Origin of the sequence: Corynebacterium epidermidicanis (genome assembly GCF_001021025.1) — a bacterium.
Classification (GTDB): Bacteria; Actinomycetota; Actinomycetes; order Mycobacteriales; family Mycobacteriaceae; genus Corynebacterium; species Corynebacterium epidermidicanis.
Genome location: NZ_CP011541.1, coordinates 2,431,902 through 2,451,547, shown reverse-complemented (window position 1 = coordinate 2,451,547; position 19,646 = coordinate 2,431,902). Strand labels below are relative to the sequence as shown.

The 19,646-nt window shown below is 56.8% G+C and carries 18 protein-coding genes and 4 pseudogenes; 8 read left to right on the top strand and 14 right to left on the bottom strand.

Annotated elements, in window-relative coordinates:
* Positions 1-27 precede the first annotated feature (27 nt).
* Positions 28-705: an NYN domain-containing protein gene (locus tag CEPID_RS11235; protein ID WP_047241032.1), complete on the bottom strand. Its 678-nt coding sequence runs from the start codon at positions 703-705 to the stop codon at positions 28-30.
* A complete protein-coding gene (trmB, locus tag CEPID_RS11230) occupies positions 698-1,528 on the bottom strand; it encodes a tRNA (guanosine(46)-N7)-methyltransferase TrmB (protein WP_407921627.1) in 831 nt (276 codons plus the stop codon). The genes CEPID_RS11235 and trmB overlap by 8 nt, the downstream gene beginning before the upstream one ends.
* Positions 1,529-1,698: 170 nt before the next feature.
* Between trmB and CEPID_RS11225 the strand changes: the two genes are divergently transcribed.
* The 3 genes from CEPID_RS11225 (at position 1,699) to CEPID_RS11215 (ending at position 5,274) form a co-directional block, all read left to right on the top strand.
* The gene (locus CEPID_RS11225) at positions 1,699-2,850 is read left to right on the top strand and encodes a hypothetical protein (RefSeq protein ID WP_144413524.1); all 1,152 of its coding nucleotides are present in this window, start codon (positions 1,699-1,701) and stop codon (positions 2,848-2,850) included.
* A gap of 11 nt (positions 2,851-2,861) precedes the next feature.
* On the top strand, positions 2,862-3,272 hold the full coding sequence (locus CEPID_RS11220; protein ID WP_052843555.1) for a hypothetical protein: 411 nt from the start codon (positions 2,862-2,864) through the stop codon (positions 3,270-3,272).
* A 175-nt stretch (positions 3,273-3,447) separates the two neighbouring features.
* A complete protein-coding gene (locus tag CEPID_RS11215) occupies positions 3,448-5,274 on the top strand; it encodes a phosphoenolpyruvate carboxykinase (GTP) (RefSeq protein ID WP_047241029.1) in 1,827 nt (608 codons plus the stop codon).
* Positions 5,275-5,343: 69 nt separating this feature from the next.
* Here CEPID_RS11215 and CEPID_RS13215 read toward each other — a convergent pair.
* The 5 genes and pseudogenes from CEPID_RS13215 to CEPID_RS13440 form a co-directional block, all read right to left on the bottom strand.
* Positions 5,344-5,733 (bottom strand): annotated as a pseudogene (locus tag CEPID_RS13215) (transposase); the annotation flags it as partial.
* A 127-nt stretch (positions 5,734-5,860) separates the two neighbouring features.
* Positions 5,861-5,986: pseudogene (locus CEPID_RS13605) on the bottom strand (IS110 family transposase); the annotation flags it as partial.
* A 216-nt stretch (positions 5,987-6,202) separates the two neighbouring features.
* A complete protein-coding gene (locus tag CEPID_RS12995; protein WP_158408052.1) occupies positions 6,203-6,655 on the bottom strand; it encodes an integrase core domain-containing protein in 453 nt (150 codons plus the stop codon).
* A 29-nt stretch (positions 6,656-6,684) separates the two neighbouring features.
* Positions 6,685-6,927: an IS3 family transposase gene (locus CEPID_RS13750; protein ID WP_407921626.1), complete on the bottom strand. Its 243-nt coding sequence runs from the start codon at positions 6,925-6,927 to the stop codon at positions 6,685-6,687.
* Positions 6,928-7,296: 369 nt separating this feature from the next.
* A pseudogene (locus CEPID_RS13440) lies at positions 7,297-7,486 on the bottom strand (hypothetical protein).
* A gap of 62 nt (positions 7,487-7,548) precedes the next feature.
* On the opposite strand from CEPID_RS13440, the gene CEPID_RS11195 reads away from it, so the two are divergent.
* Together CEPID_RS11195 and CEPID_RS11190 are read left to right on the top strand one after the other, a co-directional pair.
* Complete coding sequence (locus CEPID_RS11195; RefSeq protein WP_083984460.1) at positions 7,549-8,622, top strand: ATP-binding protein; 1,074 nt, start codon at positions 7,549-7,551, stop codon at positions 8,620-8,622.
* A gap of 197 nt (positions 8,623-8,819) precedes the next feature.
* Positions 8,820-9,458 (top strand): response regulator transcription factor, encoded by a 639-nt coding sequence (locus tag CEPID_RS11190; protein WP_047241546.1) that lies wholly within the window; start codon positions 8,820-8,822, stop codon positions 9,456-9,458.
* A gap of 367 nt (positions 9,459-9,825) precedes the next feature.
* On the opposite strand, the gene CEPID_RS11185 is transcribed toward CEPID_RS11190, so the two are convergent.
* From CEPID_RS11185 to CEPID_RS13375, 4 genes and pseudogenes are all read right to left on the bottom strand, one after another.
* The gene (locus CEPID_RS11185; RefSeq protein WP_047241026.1) at positions 9,826-10,143 is read right to left on the bottom strand and encodes a hypothetical protein; all 318 of its coding nucleotides are present in this window, start codon (positions 10,141-10,143) and stop codon (positions 9,826-9,828) included.
* A 33-nt stretch (positions 10,144-10,176) separates the two neighbouring features.
* Positions 10,177-10,695 (bottom strand): hypothetical protein, encoded by a 519-nt coding sequence (locus CEPID_RS11180; protein ID WP_201775202.1) that lies wholly within the window; start codon positions 10,693-10,695, stop codon positions 10,177-10,179.
* 635 nt (positions 10,696-11,330) lie between these two features.
* Positions 11,331-11,990: pseudogene (locus CEPID_RS11175) on the bottom strand (IS256 family transposase); the annotation flags it as partial.
* Positions 11,991-12,490: 500 nt separating this feature from the next.
* Positions 12,491-12,649 (bottom strand): hypothetical protein, encoded by a 159-nt coding sequence (locus CEPID_RS13375; protein ID WP_158408050.1) that lies wholly within the window; start codon positions 12,647-12,649, stop codon positions 12,491-12,493.
* Between the two features lie 661 nt (positions 12,650-13,310).
* Between CEPID_RS13375 and CEPID_RS11160 the strand changes: the two genes are divergently transcribed.
* Both CEPID_RS11160 and CEPID_RS11155 read left to right on the top strand, forming a co-directional pair.
* The gene (locus CEPID_RS11160) at positions 13,311-13,832 is read left to right on the top strand and encodes a gluconokinase (protein WP_047241023.1); all 522 of its coding nucleotides are present in this window, start codon (positions 13,311-13,313) and stop codon (positions 13,830-13,832) included.
* Positions 13,832-15,217 carry a GntP family permease gene (locus CEPID_RS11155; protein WP_047241022.1) on the top strand — a complete coding sequence of 462 codons (1,386 nt, stop codon included), beginning with the start codon at positions 13,832-13,834 and terminating at the stop codon, positions 15,215-15,217. Before CEPID_RS11160 ends, CEPID_RS11155 begins: the two co-directional genes overlap by 1 nt.
* A gap of 7 nt (positions 15,218-15,224) precedes the next feature.
* Here the strand turns inward: CEPID_RS11155 and CEPID_RS11150 are convergent, their stop codons facing one another.
* Positions 15,225-15,983, bottom strand: coding sequence for a class I SAM-dependent methyltransferase (locus CEPID_RS11150; protein WP_047241021.1), 759 nt, complete (start codon positions 15,981-15,983; stop codon positions 15,225-15,227).
* 27 nt (positions 15,984-16,010) lie between these two features.
* Between CEPID_RS11150 and CEPID_RS11145 the strand changes: the two genes are divergently transcribed.
* On the top strand, positions 16,011-17,120 hold the full coding sequence (locus CEPID_RS11145) for a glycosyltransferase family 4 protein (protein WP_047241543.1): 1,110 nt from the start codon (positions 16,011-16,013) through the stop codon (positions 17,118-17,120).
* Here the strand turns inward: CEPID_RS11145 and CEPID_RS11140 are convergent.
* A complete protein-coding gene (locus CEPID_RS11140) occupies positions 17,064-18,566 on the bottom strand; it encodes a hypothetical protein (protein ID WP_144413521.1) in 1,503 nt (500 codons plus the stop codon). The two genes, CEPID_RS11145 and CEPID_RS11140, sit on opposite strands and share 57 nt — an antisense overlap.
* Positions 18,533-19,573 (bottom strand): porin PorA family protein, encoded by a 1,041-nt coding sequence (locus CEPID_RS11135; RefSeq protein ID WP_047241019.1) that lies wholly within the window; start codon positions 19,571-19,573, stop codon positions 18,533-18,535. Before CEPID_RS11135 ends, CEPID_RS11140 begins: the two co-directional genes overlap by 34 nt.
* Between the last annotated feature and the right edge of the window lie 73 nt (positions 19,574-19,646).

Below are 19,646 nucleotides of genomic sequence, written 5' to 3'. Positions count from 1 at the left end.
GTTCCCTTCGTTTTCGGGGTTAAGAATCTATCGGTGCGCAAGCAACGCGGAGAGGGGGCGGAACGGCTGCAGCCAGGCGCCTTCTTCGGGAAGCGAGTCAAGACTAATTCGCGGCAGGGGCTCGCGGAAGACACCAGGAATTTCTTCCAGGTCAATGAAGGTGATGTCCTCGTGGGCGACGGCCCACGACGCGTGCTCGTGGAACCCAATCACGGTGGCCGGGATTCCCTCGGCCACTAGCTCCATCAGCGTTTCGCGGAAGTTTTGCCCGTCGGCGGAGGCCACGATGACTCCCCGCAGGACGCCTTCGCCGTGTCGACGCTTGATGTGGGCGATCATATCCGGATCTACGTCGGAATCATGCTCCGTCTTCGGCTTGGCGAACACGGCGAAACCAACGTTGCGCAGCGCCTCGACCCAGGGACGCATGACATCTGCACCACCGGCCTGCACATTGGTAAAGACAGTCGCCTCTGGCTCGATATGTTCCCCGGAAGTCTCCGATAGCTCGATGGCGCGGTGGACGAGCCAGCGGCCGATGGCGTCGAAACGCGGGCGGTAGGCCGCAGTTGGGCGTCCGCCAAGGATTGCGCCGAGGCCCATGTCGAGGTTCGGGGCGTCCCACACTAAGAGCAGGTTTGGTGGCAGCTGGTAGTCGACAGGAGCATCGCCATAGTAGTGGGTGAATTCATGCACGTTAGACATCGGTGTGCTCCGTTTCAGCTGCTGGCTGGTCGGTGCGCTGCCAGAGGAATTCGGTAATGACGTGGTCTTTCTTCAGACCCTTGCCCTCAAACTTCGTGATGACTTGCCGATGGGTGAGCTGTGGGCACTCCGGCCACGGCCAGCCCCGGAATTCCAGGAGGGGCTCGACGTTGACCAATTCAGCGATCCACTCGGCGTAGTCAGCGTGGTCTGTGGCGACGTGGAGGACACCGCCTGGCTTCAGGCGAGTAGCGATCAAGTGCAGCACGCCGGATTGGATGATGCGGCGCTTGTGGTGCCGGGCCTTCGGCCAGGGGTCTGGGAAGTAAATGCGTACGCCGTCGAGGGAGGCAGGGCGGAACATTCGATTGAGTACTTCGACACCGTCGCCACGAATCATGCGGATGTTGTCGAGGTTTTCGCGCACGGCAGCACCCATGAGCTTGGCAAGTCCTGGCTTGTACAGCTCGCAGGCGATGATGTTGGTGTCCGCTTCCAGCGGGGCCATCGCTGCGGTTGATGTTCCGGTGCCGGAGCCGATCTCAAGGATGGTTTTCGCTCCGGTTCGCCCAAACCACTGGTCGATGTCGATCAGCTCGTCGGAAAGCACTGTGCCGATGCGGGGCCAGTTTTCTTCCCACATCTTCTCTTGGTTCTCGGTGAGGGTGCCGCGTCGGAAGCTCACGGATCCGAGGCGTGGATAGTCGAGGCCGTCGTTGAATTCGGACTGGAGCGGCCGACCGAATGGCAAGCTTCCCACCGGTTGTTCGGAGTTTTCGGGGTGGGAATTTGGATTTTCTGGGGAATTAGAAGTATCGGAAATATTCATCTCGTTTATTTTGCCCGGTCGCGGGGTACTTCTTCAACACGGGCAGCTCCAGCGGTTGCAGAGGTTGTGTTTCTGGGGTGCAATGATGGTGGATTAGCGCGCGGTGGGCTCGCCAACAAGCGCGCCAATTTGCTCGCCAATTACTGCCATCGGGGGACGGGTCAGTGGCTTCCTTATTGAGTAACTATTTTCCATATTTTGTGCACGCCACCGCGGAGTTTGCGCCGAGTGAAGATCCGCTGCTGTTGGAACGTGTCGACGATCTTTTGCAACAACTCACCCAGCCACCACGGGTTGGGGCGTGTACGCTGCACACGTCAATAAGCTTGGGCCTACCCGGAGTGCGGACGGTGCGCGCCACGTGGCCCGCTGGGTGTGCGGGTGCGGACGTGGTCTTTTTGGTGCATGCCGCGCCCATCACAGCTCGGATGCGTGATCGGCTCCTGGCCGGCCCGGCGCACTTCGAGGTTGTGGAGTCGGTGGCGACGATCGACGCGCGCTGGGCACAGCTGGCACCCGAGTTGGTCGCTGGTGCGCGAGGTCGTCACCTTATCGGCCAGCTCACTGCCTTACACGCGACGGCCTGTGCACCGCTTATCGACGCCCTCAGGCAGGACCTCGCCTCGCTCAACACTGCCGTTGGCTCACCTCGGGTGGCGCTAGTCGGTGGACAGCTAGCTTGGCCGGGCATGATCCTTGCGCGCGGGAAGCAAGATGTCGACGTCGTGGTGGCAGTTCGGCCGGAGACGGGATGGCAATCGGCGGAGGTTGCCGAACTGCGCGCGGCCTTTGCTGGGGTCGGTCGGCTGGTGGAAGTGGTTTCGACGAGCCGGGCTTCCTCTCCTGTTGTGCCGGGTGCGGTGCAGTGTGCAGCTGAGCAGGTGGAGGAGGTGGTGCGCCGGCTAGCGTGCGTTCCTGCGGTGGCGCCCCTGCCGGAGCCAAAGTTGCAGCGCTGGGAGTCGGCGGTGCGTCGGCTGGAAGCTACGCAGACTTCGCAGAACCGGTCGGGGTGGGAACACGATCCAGTGGCAGGCTGCCGGGCGTTTGGCGTGGAGCCGCCGTGGCAGTGGGATGCAACCTTAGCAATCGAGCTAGTGGTTATAACCTGTGCGGTGGGAGTGGGGTTTAGTCGAGTTTTGGATGGCGTGCTTTTGGTGCTTGTTGTGGTGGCTGTTGTGTTTGCTCGCGCGGCCGTGAAATTGACGCAGCTACGAAAAAACTGGGCGCGGGGGGAGTTGGTCAGGCTGGCGCAGAGTCGGTCTTGCTCGCCAGGTGCCCTATGGGTGCGTCGAGCGATGTCCGAGCTAGCTGAATAGCAGGGGGAGCAATGGAAAAGTGGTGGGAAAACTGCATTGGGCTCGTAGCTGCTGTGGGTGATCTTGGCGACGGCGGACTGCTCTTTGAGGCCGATGGTCAACAGTTTGAAATCCCGGCCGGTGGCAACGAGATGCACACGGAATATGGGGCGCATGCCATGACCGTTTATGCGGACTTGGATGGCGACGGGGTTGTTGATCAGGTATCCACGCTGGAATATGGTGGCTCTTATCAGGTTTTTCAGCGTCAGGATGGTGGCGAAAACCTTGAGTCTCCCGCCAATAGGGGGTGGGGTGAGCTATCAGACATCACCCAGGAGCGAGGTGGTGGTGATGCCAACATTTCTGCCCCCGATAAGGGGGGATCGGCGCCAGGGGCTGTCATCGGTGCAGGTGGTTGGGCCTGTGTCGAATGGGGGTAGCTCGCTGGTAATGACATTTTTGTGGCGGTAGTCTCAATCTCATTGTGTTTGACTACGCAAATTGTTAAAAATTTATGACTAGTCTGGATTATGAGAACGCCACCACGAGACGGTTGCCGTCACTTTTCGCCCTTGCGGCGGGAAGTGGCGATAACCACCCAAGTCAGGAGAAGCGATGACCGCTGCTGCAATTAAGGGCCTTGAAGGCACCGCACCAACCGATAACCAAGAAATGCTGAGCTGGATTGCGGACGCGGTCGAGTTGTTCGAACCTGAGCGCGTAGTTTTCGCCGATGGTTCCGATGAAGAATGGAACCGCCTTGCCGCTGAACTAGTTGAGGCAGGCACGCTCATCAAGCTCAACGAGGAAAAGCGACCAAACTCTTACCTGGCTCGCTCTAACCCTTCCGATGTCGCGCGCGTCGAATCCCGCACCTTCATCTGCACCGAGACTGAGGAAGGCGCAGGACCAACGAACAACTGGGCGCCACCAGCAGCAATGAAGGAAGAAATGCTGGAGCACTACAAGGGTGCGATGAAGGGTCGCACCATGTATGTGGTGCCATTCTGCATGGGGCCAATCAACGATCCGAACCCTAAGCTGGGCGTGCAACTCACCGACTCCGCCTATGTCGTGATGTCTATGCGCATCATGACCCGCATGGGCGCAGAGGCCCTCGCCAAGATCGGTACTAATGGCGACTTCGTCCACTGCTTCCACTCGGTCGGTGCCCCACTCGAGCCAGGTCAGGAAGACGTTGCTTGGCCATGCAACGACACTAAGTTCATCACCCAGTTCCCAGAGACCCGCGAAATTTGGTCCTACGGTTCCGGCTACGGCGGAAACGCCATCCTTGCAAAGAAGTGCTACGCGCTGCGTATCGCTTCCGCCATGGCGCACGACGAGGGCTGGATGGCTGAGCACATGCTCATCCTGAAGCTGACCTCCCCAGAGGGCAAGCACTACCACATCGCGGCCGCATTCCCATCCGCATGTGGCAAGACGAACCTCGCGATGATCCAGCCAACCATCGAAGGTTGGTCGGCCGAGGTCGTCGGTGACGACATCGCGTGGCTCCACCTGCGTGAAGACGGTCTCTACGCCGTCAACCCAGAAAACGGCTTCTTCGGCGTTGCTCCGGGCACTAACTATGCTTCGAACCCGAACGCCATGAAGACCATGGAGCCAGGCAACGCGCTGTTCACCAACGTTGCGCTTACCGACGACGGCGACGTCTGGTGGGAAGGCCTGGAAGGTGACCCGCAGCACCTCATCGACTGGAAGGGCAACGATTGGACTCCTGAGTCCGACGAGCTTTCCTCCCACCCGAACTCCCGCTACTGCGTGCCTATCGCGCAGAGCCCAGTGGCCGCTCCGGAATACGACGACTGGCAAGGTGTTCGCCTCGACGCCATCCTCTTCGGTGGTCGCCGTCCAGACACAGTGCCGCTGGTCACCCAGGCCTTCGACTGGGAGCATGGCACCATGATCGGTACCCTCTTGGCATCCGGCCAGACGGCTGCTTCCGCAGAAGCTAAGGTCGGCGCGCTACGCCACGACCCAATGGCAATGCTGCCGTTCATCGGCTACAACGCTGGTGACTACCTGCAGCACTGGATCAACATGGGGCGCAAGGGTGGCGACAAGATGCCAGCGATCTTCCTGGTCAACTGGTTCCGCCGCGGCGAAGATGGTCGCTTCCTGTGGCCAGGCTTCGGCGACAACTCTCGCGTCCTTAAGTGGATCATCGACCGCGTCGAGGGACGCGTTGAAGCCGACGAAACCGTCGCTGGCCTGACCGCACGCGTGGAGGACCTGGACCTGACCGGTCTCGATACCCCGCTTGACGACGTCGTGGAAGCCCTGACCGCACCTGCGGAACAGTGGGCTAATGACATCGCCGACAACGAAGAGTGGCTGACTTTCCTCGGCCCAAAGGTTCCGGCAGAGATTCACTCTCAGTTCGAGGCTTTGAAGAAGCGCATTCAAGACGCTTCCTAGTTGACTCCACAACCGAAACCTGGCCTTTCCTTTTCTTGACCCGGCCCCGGTTGTTGGACTGGTTTAAATCTAGGCAGTTAGTGGCTTAAGGGCCTGGCTCCGATATTGCATCGGTGTCAGGCCCTTGAGTCGTATTTGGATGTGTTCGTTGTTGTACCAGTCGCCTTTTCTGGACATTGACTGCACGCCACCGATGCTGTTGATCAGGTCACGCCAGCTGGAATGCTGGTGCTGGAATCCTTGATTCATGTGCACAAGCAATCCTTCATTTGGGGATTGTTGTGCAATAGCATGGCGCAATGACTGTGATGTAAATGCTGTGTTCGGTGAGGTAGACACGCTGTACGACACGATCGATCGGTCTTAGAGGTCCATGATCGGCGATAGGTGGACCTTGGTGCGGGCAATGCGAAACTCGGTAACATCACTTGCCCACGCCGTGTACCGTTTCTTGGGGGTGTCCCTATGTTTTTGTCAACCCCGGCAATTGCGCTGGAAAATGAAAACGTGGGGGTGCGCTAGAAGGCATGCTTCGCAGGCCGGTGAGTGGTAGCTCGCCGGCCTCTGCGTTTGCTTTACGCAGCGATTACTCGGGGAGGTATTTCGCGGAAAAACTCCTTGTTTTCAGCAACGCGAAGATGACGTTGCACCGACGCCGGGCTAAGCAAATAAGTGCAGCGTTGTGGCGTTTGCCCTCGGCGCGTTTGCGTTCCTAGTACTGGCGGAACCGATGTTTGCAGACGATGCTGAGCTCGCACAATATGGGACACGCTAATCGAACCAATCGGAATGGCCGAGAACGTCGACGATCTCAACCCTGCCCTGCGTGCACGGTTCGGCACCCACCTGTCTACCCAAATCACCGCTGCATCGATGCGCTATCCGAATGGACGGGCAATCCGCAACTGAAGTGCCCCGGGTTTTGTTCCTAGGCATTTACCTTGATTTCCATTCTCTCGTGATTTGGGTTGCCAGTCCAAAACTCTTCTTCTACCTCTGCCGGCGTACGGTAACCGAGACTTTGGTGAAGCCGTGATTCGTTCCACCACGAGACCCACTCAAACGTCGCGATCTCAACGTCAACCACGTCAGTCCACGACCGCCTATGAATTAGCTCATTTTTGTAAGAACCGTTGACGTTCTCAGCCAAAGCATTGTCATAGGAGTCACCGACTGTCCCAGTAGAGGCAGTGATTCCATGCTCAGCAAGACGCTCATTGTAGACAATGCTCACATACTGCGAGCCGTGGTCTAAATGGTGAATCAGTCCCGTTGTTTCCTGCGCGCATACAATCGCCTGGTTGAGTGCTTGCAGCGGCAATGCCTGAAGTCCGCATCGTATCGGATAATGCCCATCCGACAATTTTGCGGGAGTACACATCGGTAACAAAAGCAGTGTAGACGCACCCGTTACTGGTACGTACGTAGGTAATGTCGCCCCACCCATAACCGATTCGGCCCAGGGGCATGAAAAACACGGCCCACCAAGTCAAGGCGATTATCCGGGCCTGTGGGCCTGCGAGTTGTCACAGGCGACCGGCCTTTACCTTTTCCACTGACTCCAGCAAGGCGCATGAGGCGGGCAGTCTGCTTACGTCCAATGTCGATTCCCTCGCGGCGTAGAACGTGCCACATCTTGCGGATGCCGTACATACCGTAATTCGCGGAGTGACCCTCGCTAATGTGCTCTACCAGTGCGGCGTCACGAAGGCTGCGAGCACTTAAGGCCACGGGCTTTGGATTGGCGGTACCCACGAGAGGTGAGAAAACCGCCTTCACTGTGGGTGTTTAACGTCGTGCATATGAACTCGACACTGAAACGATCCCGGTGTTCATCGATGAACTTCGATCATTTCCGACGTTTGGGGTCGAGTTCGGATGCGAAAAAGCTGACGCGACCTTCAACAACTCGTTAGTGTCGCGAAGCTCCTGATTCTCACGACGCAACTTGGCCACCTCTGCAACGAGATCTTCAGGCACAGGATCAGTTGCCCGGCCTTCGCGACGAACCGCCTGAGCCCACTACCGGGCAGTGTGCCACGAAACACCCAGTTTCGGGGCCACGATCTTGCACACTTCCTGCATGAAGATACCCTCCGCCAGGATGCGATCCTCAACAAGGCGGACCACACGGTCCTTCGCATCCTGATCAAATTTCTTCGACATGTTCCAGATCTTCCCATCTACTCAAACGGAACAAAACCTGGGACACTTCAGCCTACGGAGTAGGTCTTCGTAATAAATCCCGCGCCTAATGACGTTTATGCTATCTGTGTGGTCTTTGACAAAAACCAATCTGTTCGCTTTACACTCGTAACTGCCCTGTGCATCCTGATGCTTCTTCTGTGGGCTCTAAGTGTATTCGTCGTTTCCCCTGTAGGAACCCCATCTAGATTTCTTTATCTTGTTTTAGTTCTTTGTGTTCCGTTCGCGGCTTTCTCTCCCCGCGCCGCAGCGTGGTTTTACCTCTTATTATTTACCTTTCTTGCTTTCAGCAAGCTCAATCCAGGTATTCTTACTCTCACTGCTATAGTGCTGCTGGCGATTCTTGTAGCCCAACATAAGCATGTAACCGGATTTACATTCGCTGCGCTAATTGTTTTACTCGGCTTCTACTCTCCGGAACACCATCGCTTAGAAGGTGATCCAGAGTCATTCATCGTCTTTACCGCGATGCTCGCATTCGCCTCCGCAATCGGATGGTGGATAGATAGATCCCGCAGACAACAGCGGAGACGTGAAGAAACAAGTAATCTACGACGACGCGAGCTCGCAGCACTTCTGCACGACACTGTTGCCGCAGACCTTACATCTCTAACAGTACGTCTCGAAGCCCTGGCGATCACCACCCCAGATAAAGCCTCACAGCTACAAACCTGTGCACAACTCGCACGTAAAACGATGGCGGACACTAGAACCCTGCTTCAGGAGCTAAACGAACCAATAGATCAAACAACCAGCCGCCCTGCGCCAGCCCTTAATGAAACACTCCACGAAGTTACCGAACTCCTACGCTCCCACAATTTTAATGTCCAGACCACTACAGAACTTACATCTTTCCCCAGTCAGGAACACATTAACCGCGCTCTCCATCAGTGCCTACATGAAATTGCCACCAATGCCATCAAATATGCTGCTCCAGGTTCCACCATCTTGTTCACCGCATTCATTGACAACGAACGCATCGAAATAACTATGACCAATGAATATTCCCCAAACCACAACATAAAAAACTCCAGCAAGTTAGGCCTCGAGTCAATCCGTAAAAGACTCGCTGCCATCAACGGAGTCATGACTATTCAACAAACAAACAAACAGTGGAAGATAACTCTTGCTATTGAACGGTGAGGTGTATAAGAATAGATTATGAGAAACTTTCTCCCTATCACTCTCGTGCTAATCGTGAGTTCTATATTCCCTCCTATAGCTACTGCCCAATCGACTACGTCGATACAGTCAGCCACACAACCAGCAATTAGTATCTACCAGGTAATCCCTGATTTGCTGGGGTGCAAAAGCGGACACCCCCACCCCTGGTGCAAATGATGCCCAATCGCATCCTTCTCGTTGATGATGACCCCACAGTCCTCGAGGGGTTTCCGATTTATCTATCCACAACGGATGATTTACAAATTGTGGCCACTGCCACTACTGGAAAAATTGCCGTAGAATGGTTAAACGCCCATAGCTGCGATCTTGTCTTGTCAGATATACATATGCCTGACATGAATGGAATTGAATTACTTCATTGTGTACAAAGACTCAATTCTCCCCCTTTGTTCGTTGCGATGACCGCCTACGACACTGATGAAACCATGGTCCAAGCTCTTCGTCTCGGCGCTGTGGGTTACATCATCAAAGGCGAGACCCCAAACGCTATTATCTTTTCTCTTCGCGACGCGCTTAATGGAGGAACAAGTATTTCTCCTGACTGTCTCCAGAGATTACTGCCCGATACTCCTTCAACGAATAAATCATTCGAAGAGGTTCACAAATTCCTCAATCTAACTTCACGGGAGCAAGCAGTCATTACCCTTCTATGCGAAGGGAACACGAACATACAAATTGCCCATAAATTAAACTTTGCAGAAATCACGATTAGAAAAACAATCTCATCACTCTTTGCCAAATATGGCGTATCTAACCGAGTAGAACTAGTCGTCAAGCACCTTTCTTACACATGATTCTAGTAATCGTCCGCTTTATACATGACCATAGAGTTTCCCTTTAAGAAACCGACTCTTCACGGTTTAGACCACGACGATGCAGTCCCCGGCGTCTGCTGAGCCAGGTATGGTGATGCCGAATTCGGCGGTACCACAAACAACATCATCTGGGATGTTATTACTAATGTGCACAGTAGGCTTTGGTTTGGGCAGGTTAGTGTTTCGCAGATTTCACCTCACCCCAGCCATCTCCCTACATATTGCGAAGAGTCACTAAACCTATTAAACAAGCCGACACAGGGTTTACTTCTTCTAGGTATAAAGAAGTAAACCCTGTGTCGGCAACGCAGAATAAACTATGCCTCGCTAAAAAGAGAACAGATTTTTACAAGACAACGGCGACAATAATCAAGATTGCGATCACAACTGCTGAAATTGTGGCAAATGAAATTACCTTCGGGCGGCTAACAATTACATAGTCGCCAGAGTTATCGGCGCTGGTCAGTTTATGAGAAATCCCATAAACAATAGGCAAAAGGATCAATGCCTCTACAATCCACACCCACCAGGGGTAGTTAATTTTATAAAGTGCAGCCGCTGATCCGGCAGAGATTAGCACTGCAATTGCTACAGCATACAGAAACAAAGGAACCTTCAACCCTGCTGGGGTCTTTACAACAGTTCCGCCCGATACTTCACCCATTTCTTAAATGCCTTCCTATCTCTGCATCAATTACTAGCAACTGGCTGCTGTAATACCAGTGCCTACAGCTGCGCCGCAGGCAAAACCGCCTGCACCACCAGTTGCGACTCCTAGCGGAGCACAAACCAATGCATCGGCAGCGATATTAATACCCAAAGATATCCATTTGTTATCGATACAACGTGGGGCGTCTCCGCTCTCGCTGCCCGCGTAGATTACGCCGTCGGTGTACTTTAGGACAAGCCCCTCAGGAAGATCTGCTTTGATGCTTGCAACAAGTTTTCCCTGTGCGTTATAAGCATTAATAATATTTCCTTCAATCTTGATCTGGTCACCAGCGAGAAGATGAGGAACAAGAACATTTTCCTCGATGTCGAAAGTGCGGATTCCCTCTTCTGAGGTAAACCAAAAATCAGCTGGTTTATTCTGCTCAGAAGCTACGGAAGGGACGGTTTCAATAGCATAGGCTGGGGCGATTGCAGCCATCACCCCAATGAGAGCGGTGGCCCCGATACCTAGAGCTGACACCAAATGAGAGCCAATAGACTTCAATGGATTACTCCACCTTTCGAACGGGAAGATCTAGATTTCACGATCTCCAAACAAGTGATTGACTAAAGAATAACTGGAAATAGTAGATCTAGATTCGTGATGGACCAGGAAGTATCTGAACAGATACCCCCGCCTTAAAAGTGACACAGGCTCATTTCGAGAGCATTTGAGTGAATCCGTTTCGCATAAGAGGAAGTGAACGCCTGGAGCAATTCCGCTCCTAATGCTGAGGGTTTTGCGATCGAGACTAACACCAAGCACCCCACTCTGGGGTGCTTTCGTTTCCGCTGGTCAGGTTGCGCTGATTTAACATCACGGTTGCAGTTATCCACAGGGATTGACCAGCGGGTTTAGGTATTTGCCCAGGTCGCCTATAACTATATAACCGTAGAAACATATGTTTCCGGTAGTAACCGGCCCTTTCCTAACGAATCTCGCCCCAATGGAATCGGATCGTTTCGAGGGCTAGCGCGGGAACCTGGCGGTTCCCTTGCTCTCTTTGTTTACGGTTGCGACGCCAGCCCTACCGCACGTGTGCGCCCAGCACACATCAAGGATGAGCAGGTATCGGTACGGACTGGTTGGTGGCTACCGACCAGGGCGTGTCAAGTTTTTTGTGTGTGGTGTTTTGTTTTCTAGATGTATGGGGCGAATCGGTCGGGGTAGGCGACGATCATTTGGTTGAGTGCTTCCATCCAGCCGACGGTTGTTCTCCCTTCGATTATGCGTCCTGATTTATCTGGTTTCGGTGCCCCTTTCGCTTTCTTTGCACGCTTGAGTGCTCGTTTGTCTTCGATCGTGCAGATCGTCAACCACAGCGCTTTTACAGCAGCGATATCGTTGGGGAACTGGATGCGATTGCGGGTGGCTTTACGCAGTTCACTATTAAGTGATTCGATCGCGTTGGTCGTGTAGATCATTTTCCGCACCTGAGGAGTGAACTGCAGAAACGGTACAAACCTCTCCCAGGCGCGTTCCCATACCAAGACAGATTGTGGGTATTTCTTACCGAGGTCACTGTCAGCAAACCGGTTAAGCGCGCTGCGTGCTTCGGTCTCATTGACTGCCGTGTAGACCTCTCTCAGCGCGGCGGAGACGGCTTTGCGGTCACCGTAGGCGACGTATGTGTTGGCGTTACGGATCAGATGCACCACACAGGTCTGCACCAGCGAGTGCGGCCAGGTCGCTTCAATAGCTTCCGGCAGACCTTTCAGCCCGTCGCAGGCAACGATGAAGACGTCTTCAATTCCGCGGTTAGCCAGTTCTGCGCATACCCCTGACCAAAACGATGCACCCCAGCGCTCAAGGGGCACCTCCAACAACGTTCCTATGAAACCCGTGAGGGTGAAAAAGTGCAGCGTGTTTGGGCTGGAAATCGACGAGGTGGGCCCATCCTTGCGTTACGCCACCGCACAGGTACAGTGCTCCCAGTCCGACAACAACGGCTTCTACGGGGACGACCGTGTTAAGCAGAACACCCTAGCAGCGAAGCCCTCCGGGGGCCAGTTCACTCCTGGAGGTAGGGGGCGGGGTTTTCTTATCGCTTCGATCCAAGCGCGATTCCGACAGCAGCAAAAAGAACCGTCGAAAGCATAGCGATCAAAATAATTCACATGGGCATGTTCGCACGATAGGCGACGATAATGAAGGCGATACTAGCAACTGCAAAAACAATGCTCGTCACTTCGCGAGCCGAGGCTGAGTTAGTCAACTGAATTAGTCTGGGGATGCCGAGCGATGCTATGACGACCGCAAAGATTACAACAATACTAATGGGCGGGCCTTTCACTCTTGGTTAGCTGAAACAAGATCCTGCTGCACCGGCAGCTGCCCCTCCTAGGGCTGAAGCAGCTACCAGTCCGGCTGCGGTGTCTACGCCGATAACCGCAACGGAACCAGCCATTGCTTCGGTACCCCAGGTATCGAGGGCACATTTCCAGCTGACGTCCCACATCGAAACACCTGACTCAATTTTCCGAATCTTTTCTTCGCTGAGCGCAAATTGGACAGTTGTGCTATTGCCCATGGTTGCCGTGACGTATGGATAATCCGTGAGCTCCTCGGAAATGTTCTCCTGGTAGCCGTTTTTCCAATGATGACAACGTCAGTTCCATGCTTTTCGACGCGTGCATCCTGAACCTTGAGTTCTGAGCCGTACTCGCTGGTGCGGGTCACGGTATAGGTGGCATGGCTACTTGGAATCGAGTTGTTAGCGGTAGCCGCGTTCATAGGGTGTCAAGCCGCAAGCGCAATCAAGAGAGCGCTAATTGCACACGGCATCGCGTTTTTTCAAAGGTTCCTCCCTGGTCGGTGAGCCTCATGCCTCATGGCACTGCCCAGCCTAAAACCGTCGATTTGCTAATGCAATCACATGTCTATAACCGGTTGGTAAAGGTTAGGCATAAATTGCAATACGGGGTTTTAACCTGATTGACCGGCCGTGTGGGGGCAATTACCCGAAATTCTGAGACTCAATAGCTCTGGTCAGCATCAGTCCCGCAAGAAACTCTCCAAGTGAAAACAATCACCTAGTGAGAATTCTTTGTATTGGCACTTGCATGGTCAAATGGATATAACAATTTTAACGACCCATTTGAAGAATTGAGGTGTCGACAATGGAGGTTGAGCAACCTGTCCATGTCGTCCTGATGGGAGTCAGTGGCAGCGGGAAGACTTCAGTAGCTAGCCTGCTCCATGACCAGCTTGGCTGGCCCTACGCCGAAGCAGACGACTTCCATCCTGAAGCAAACAAGGCGAAGATGGCCGCCGGTCATGCACTTAACGACGATGATCGCTGGCCATGGTTGCGCACGTTGCGCGACTGGATGAGTGCACAGGCCGTCGAGAAGCGCAGCAGTATCGTGACTTGCTCCGCACTCAAGCGCTCCTACCGTGACCTCCTCCGCGAGGCCGAGGGGACCGTACTGTTCGTGCATCTCGACGGCCCGATCGAACTCATTGGCGAGCGCATGTCGCACCGTGCCGGCCACTTCATGCCAACTTCGTTGCTGCCATCGCAATTCGCGACACTCGAGCCACTGGAAGCCGACGAAAACGGCCTCGCGTTGAACATCGAGGCGAGCCCGCGGGATCTTGCCGATCAGATTCTGGCCGTCCTCAACCTGAAGGAAATTTAATGTTGCATAGCATTCTTGCAGCCGATGCCACCCCATTGACGACAGCCCCTAGCGGCCAGCTCGTCTTCGCAGCGTGCCTCGGTATTTTTGCCATCATCGGCCTGATTTCTTGGGCGAAGATTCACCCGTTCTTGTCCCTGATGCTCGGCTCGGCCGTCATGGCTCTGACCGCGGGTGTGCCGTTGGGCAAGACCTTCACCGCGTTTTCCTCGGGCATGGGCTCCACGGTCGCAGGCGTGGGTGTGCTCATCGCATTGGGTGCTGCGATTGGTGCGCTGCTGGTGGAATCCGGGGGTGCCGATGAGATCGTCGATACCTTCCTCGACCGCACGACCGTCGGCAAGCTGCCGTGGGTGATGGCGGCCCTGGCCTTCATCATCGGTATTCCGCTCTTCTTCGAGGTTGGTCTGGTGCTGCTGATCCCGGTGGTCATGCTGGTCGCGCGCCGTTCAAAGATTCCAGTGATCCTGCTCGGTATCCCAGCACTCGCCGGCCTGTCCGCACTGCACGGTTTGGTGCCGCCGCACCCTGGCCCGCTGATCGCTATTGACGCCCTGCACGCGAACCTCGGTCTCACCCTGGGCCTCGGCCTCCTGGTCGCCGTCCCGACTGTCGCTATTTCCGGTCCCTTTGCCGCCAAGATCATGGCCAAGTGGGTGCCGATAGAGGCTCCTGCCAGCTTCGACTCCGAAGAGAAGCCGGACCGCTCTCAGCGCCCAAGCTTTGCGACGGCCATTTCCGTGATCATGCTGCCCGTGGTCCTCATGCTGGCCCGCACCGTCACCGAAACGATCGGCCTGGACAAGAAGAATGGCGTTCGCGTTTTCTTCGACTTTGCAGGTTCCCCGCTGGTCGCACTGCTGATCACGGTCCTTTTCGGCATGGTGGTTCTCGGCTTGCGCGTCGGTAAGTCTCTGAAGGAAATCTCCAGCATCGTCGGCGGTTCGTTCGGCCCGATTGCCGGCATCTTGCTCATCGTCGGTGCTGGTGGCGGTTTCAAGCAGACGCTGGTGGACACCGGCGTGGCAAAGGTCATCGGTGCCTGGATCCAGGGCGCTCCACTGTCGCCACTGTTCGCCGGCTGGTTGGTCGCCGTGGCGATTCGCCTGGCCACCGGTTCCGCGACAGTTTCCACCATCACCACCGCGGGCATCATGGCTCCAGTTGCTGCAGCTGGCATGACTGATACCCATATCGCCCTGCTGGTGCTGGCGATCGGCGCAGGCTCCGTCTTCCTCTCCCACGTCAACGACGCGGGCTTCTGGCTGGTCAAGGAATACTTCGGCATGACAATCGGGCAGACCTTTAAAACCTGGTCGCTGATGGAGACCATCCTGTCCGTGGTGGGCCTCATCTGCGTGCTGCTGTTGGGCCTGGTGATCTAAGCGTCAGTCAGGCACGCAGCACGATCACCAAATTAGACACCAGAAATTCCCGCAGCACCGGCACCCGCACCAGCCACCACGCCCAGGCCGGGTGGTAGCGCGGGAACAGCCCAATCACCTCGGCGCCACACCCTCGAGCCCACCGCAGGCCCTCTGCGCAAGACACCGCGAAGAGCGAGCTGCCGAACTCGTTCTTCGGCGGGTGGCCGTGGCGCTTTTCGTAGCGACGTCGCGCAAAATCCCCGCCCACATAGTGCTCCCACAAGCCAGTTTCATGGCCACCGAAGGGGCCTAACCAGACGGTATAAGACACGACAACCAAGCCCCCAGGTCGGGTGACGCGCAGCATTTCTTCACCCATGTCCCAAGGGGAGGAGACGTGTTCCACCACGTTGGATGAATAAGTCACGTCAAAACAGTCGTCTGCGAAAGGCAGCGACCGGCCATCGCCACGCGCGGTTGTGGCGCACACTGCGCCCGCCGCGGACAATTCGGAAACGGAAGGCTCCACGGCGAAGTACTGCCAGCCGGCCTCAGCAAATGCCCGCTCGAAGTATCCCGGGCCTCCACCAACATCAAGAACGCTTGCCCCTGCTGGTGGCGTGCCGATGCTGTCTGCCCACAGCGTCGCGATGAGCTGCTGGGTGTCGTCGGCAAGCTGCGTGTAGAACTTTGCTGGATCGGCCTGCTCTTGTGGAAACGACCGCAGGAGCCTGAGCGAGCGATGCAGGGTGGCGCGTCGGCGGGTGGTCTCAAGGAAGTGCACAGAAGCATTGTAGGCTGCAAGGTTGTCATGAAAATTCTTATGCTGTGTTGGCGCGATACTCACCACCCGCAGGGCGGGGGCAGTGAGCGTTATTTGGAACGCGTGGCACAGTATTTGAGCCACCAGGGCCACGAGGTGATCGTGCGCACGGCTCGGTACCCCGGGGCGAGGCGTCGTGAGCGTAGCCAAGGGGTGGACTTTCATCGGGGTGGCGGGCGCTTGACCGTGTATATTCACGCTGCATTCTTGCTGTCCTTGGCGCGGATCCGTCGCGGGCCCTACCGCGACGTCGACGTCATCGTGGACACCCAAAACGGCATTCCCTTCTTCGCCCGAGTATTCGCAGGTCGACCAACAGTACTGCTCACCCATCACTGTCATCGCGAACAGTGGCCGGTGGCGGGCCCGTTCCTCGCCCGCCTGGGGTGGTTCCTGGAAAGCCGGGTCGCGCCCTGGGTGTATCGCCATTCGCAGTATGTGACGGTGTCCCAACCTAGCGCGACGGAGTTGAGCGCACTGGGAGTCGCTCCGGAACGCATCACTATCATCCGCAACGGCATCGATCCCGCACCCCACCTCGCAGATACTCCTAAGGAACTCCGCCTGGTTACGCTGAGTCGACTGGTGCCACACAAACAACTCGAACACGCGATGGATGTGGTGGCCGCGCTCGCTCCGGAGCATGACATCTACCTCGACATCATCGGTTCAGGTTGGTGGGAGGAACACTTGCGTACCTACGCACATGAACTGGGTGTGCAGGGACGGGTCATCTTCCACGGCCAGGTCACGGAGCAACGCAAACACCAACTACTGGCGCGGGCCCTGATTCACCTCATGCCGAGCCGTAAAGAAGGCTGGGGGTTGGCCGTCGTCGAGGCCGCGCAGCACTGCGTGCCTACCGTGGGTTATCGCAGCTCATCCGGCCTGCGCGACAGCGTGGTTGACCAGGTCACCGGGCTGTTGGTGGACACCAAAGCCCAGCTTATCGACGCCACCTCCCAGCTCATCCGCAACCCGGAGTGCTGCCAGTTGCTGGGCGATGCGGCCAGGCGTCGCGCTGCGGGATTCTCCTGGGAATCAACGGGCGCAGAATTTGCGGCGCTGTTGGAAGAACAGGCCCGCCGAGCCGAGTAACAACCACGCGCAGGTTAGCGTGCAGCCTAGCCACCATCGCCAATCGTGGTGCGGGCGACCACCCAAATCGATGATTTCCGTCGGCGTTGCCACCATCCCGATGTTGAGGGAGCGCAAGCAATCGAGATCCCGGGTCTTCCAACAGTTCACCGCCGCTTGGTGGCGAGCCGACGGCGGATCCACCACCACTCCGTCCACACTCAACGCGCCGCTTTCCACCAGGGAAACCGCTTTGGAAAGCGGGTTGACCACCACATCTGCGCGGTGGGGTACCACCGCGCTCGCAGTAGGGACAAATACGTCGCGATCGTCAGCTTGTGCCACCAGGTGGCCGAGCTGTGGTTCGGGACTCGGCCGGAGCACTCCCACCGCGTGCGGAGTGTCCCAGACCCCAAACAGACTTAACCCCAGAGCTATGGCAGCCACCGTGCGCGGGCGAAGGTTAGCGGCCAGAAACACGTAAGCCGGCAGCGCAAATAACAAGAGTTTGTGAGTGTCGCGAAACATCGCTGCCCCCGGGACTGTGGTTACCAGCCACACGGACAACATGGGGAAGAAACTCAAAATGAGTACAAGTACCAGCGCTGACCCGGCCAAGACCAGTACACACCGCGGGATGCGCCGCCAAGCAGTGAGCAAGAGGAAGAAAAGCAGGGCGCTAGCAAGCGTCGCTAGGCCGGCGCGGGCATTGGGGACGGCCGCGTCGTTCCAGATTCCGCCCAAGCCCACTACAGACGCTGCGAGACCAAACGGCGACTCCGCGCGCACAGCGAAGGCTGTTGCCCCGGTGGCGCTTGCGGACGAAGGAGACAGCAAGCTGGGCACCAGCCAAGGGAGCGCGAGTAAGAGCCCGTAGCCTGCAACGATAACGCGTCGGTGGGTGAGGACAAGCGCCACCGCGACGGCTACCACGCAGCCCGTGGGAGTGATCGAACACAGCCATAGCGCCGGTAACAACAAGCGCATCTCGTTGGTCATCGCCCACAAAGCAACCCCTGGCAGCAACCAGGCGGCGATAACCAAGCTCCACTGCCCCTGCAGGAGTCGTTCAACCACGAAAGGATTGACCACCGTGAGGGCCACTACCAGTACGCTCGCCCAGGTGGAGGCAGCCACGTGCCGGGTGATTCGCACCGCGCCCCACGCGCCGAACAGCGCGCTGGCCAGCAACAATAACCGTGCCACCCATTCGGCCGGTACCGCATAACCGCTGAGCGCCAAGACGCCATCTTGCGGAGCGTTGCGGGCAGGCAAATCGCCGAAACCCACCGCAGCAGGAGACAGCGCCGGGTGCGCCAGGACCGCCATATCACGGTGCAGCAACGCACCTGGCTGGGCCAGGGGCCACAGCAACATGCCAACAAGGAGGACGACCCAGGCGCACATCCCAGCGGTGCGGAGGAAATGTGGCGCTAGCTGTTCCTTCGCCAGGTCCTCACCCCCCACATTCCAAAGACGACGGCGCCGAAGATACACAGGTAGCGCAGTACTTCGATGGCCTTGAGTCGGTGGACCCCGGCGCTGGCTTTATCCCGTTGCTGCTCCTTAGACTGTCCATCCAGCGCGAACGTCGCCGAGAACAGCACTCGGGGGGAATCCGGTGCGGTTCGTGTCGCTTCCTCCATATTGCGGGCCAGGAAGGAGCGCGGTTCCTCCACGATGTTGAGCACCGTTCCGGTCTTGGGCTCTACCCACACAGTGCGTTGGGCGGCATAGAACTGTTTCAAGAACACCGCATCCTGTGGTTTCAGCCCGAGCTCCGTCATCTCGGTCGGGGAATAGTATTGTTCGGCGCTGCCCGTCGCGCTAAAAGCGCCCAATTGACGCGGGGTGAGCTGTTGATGGAAGCGGTAGACGGTGGTGCCGTCAAAGTCTTCCCGGTCTTGGAAATCAATCGGGTAAGCAAAATGACCGAAGGAATCAAAGTACTGGTAGGAACGCCATTCGCTGGCAAAGGGGAAGGTGAACTGCAGCCCGGTGCGGTTTTCCCCCACCAAGTTGCGGTCAAACCCTGGGATCGTGGAGTGCTCCACTGTAGAGGCCAGGGCCTCATCGAGAGGGATCGAGGAGTGACGCATCAAAGTGGCCGTGTCTTGACTACTAAAAACGGTTGCGCCAGAGTCCGTGGTGATGCGATCCTGGGAAGTCTGCACCGTTTCTTTCCGGTTACGCCCTGCGGAGTAAGAAATCGTTTGCTTGCGGTGCAGTGTCGCAGGGTGCACGAAACAGCTCAGGGAGGGGCGGGGGGCGTCCGGGCACTCAGGGGAGGTGCCCACATTGAAGCTGGTGGCGTCGAAAAGCCGAGCAGCCACGGGCTCGTAGCTGAGTTCGAAGGAGTGCTGGGTTGGAAGCAGCCGGACGGGGTTGGTGAGGGGATCCGGAAGGAATTGTCCTGCCAGGAGTAGGGCGAGCGCCAGGCCGAAATTAATCGAGGTAGGCCGGGGAATCCGCACGTCATTCGTCCTTTCGACTAAGCTAGCCCCAGCGTTAGGCGCGCAAGCATGCGCGCCACGCCGGAAAACAACC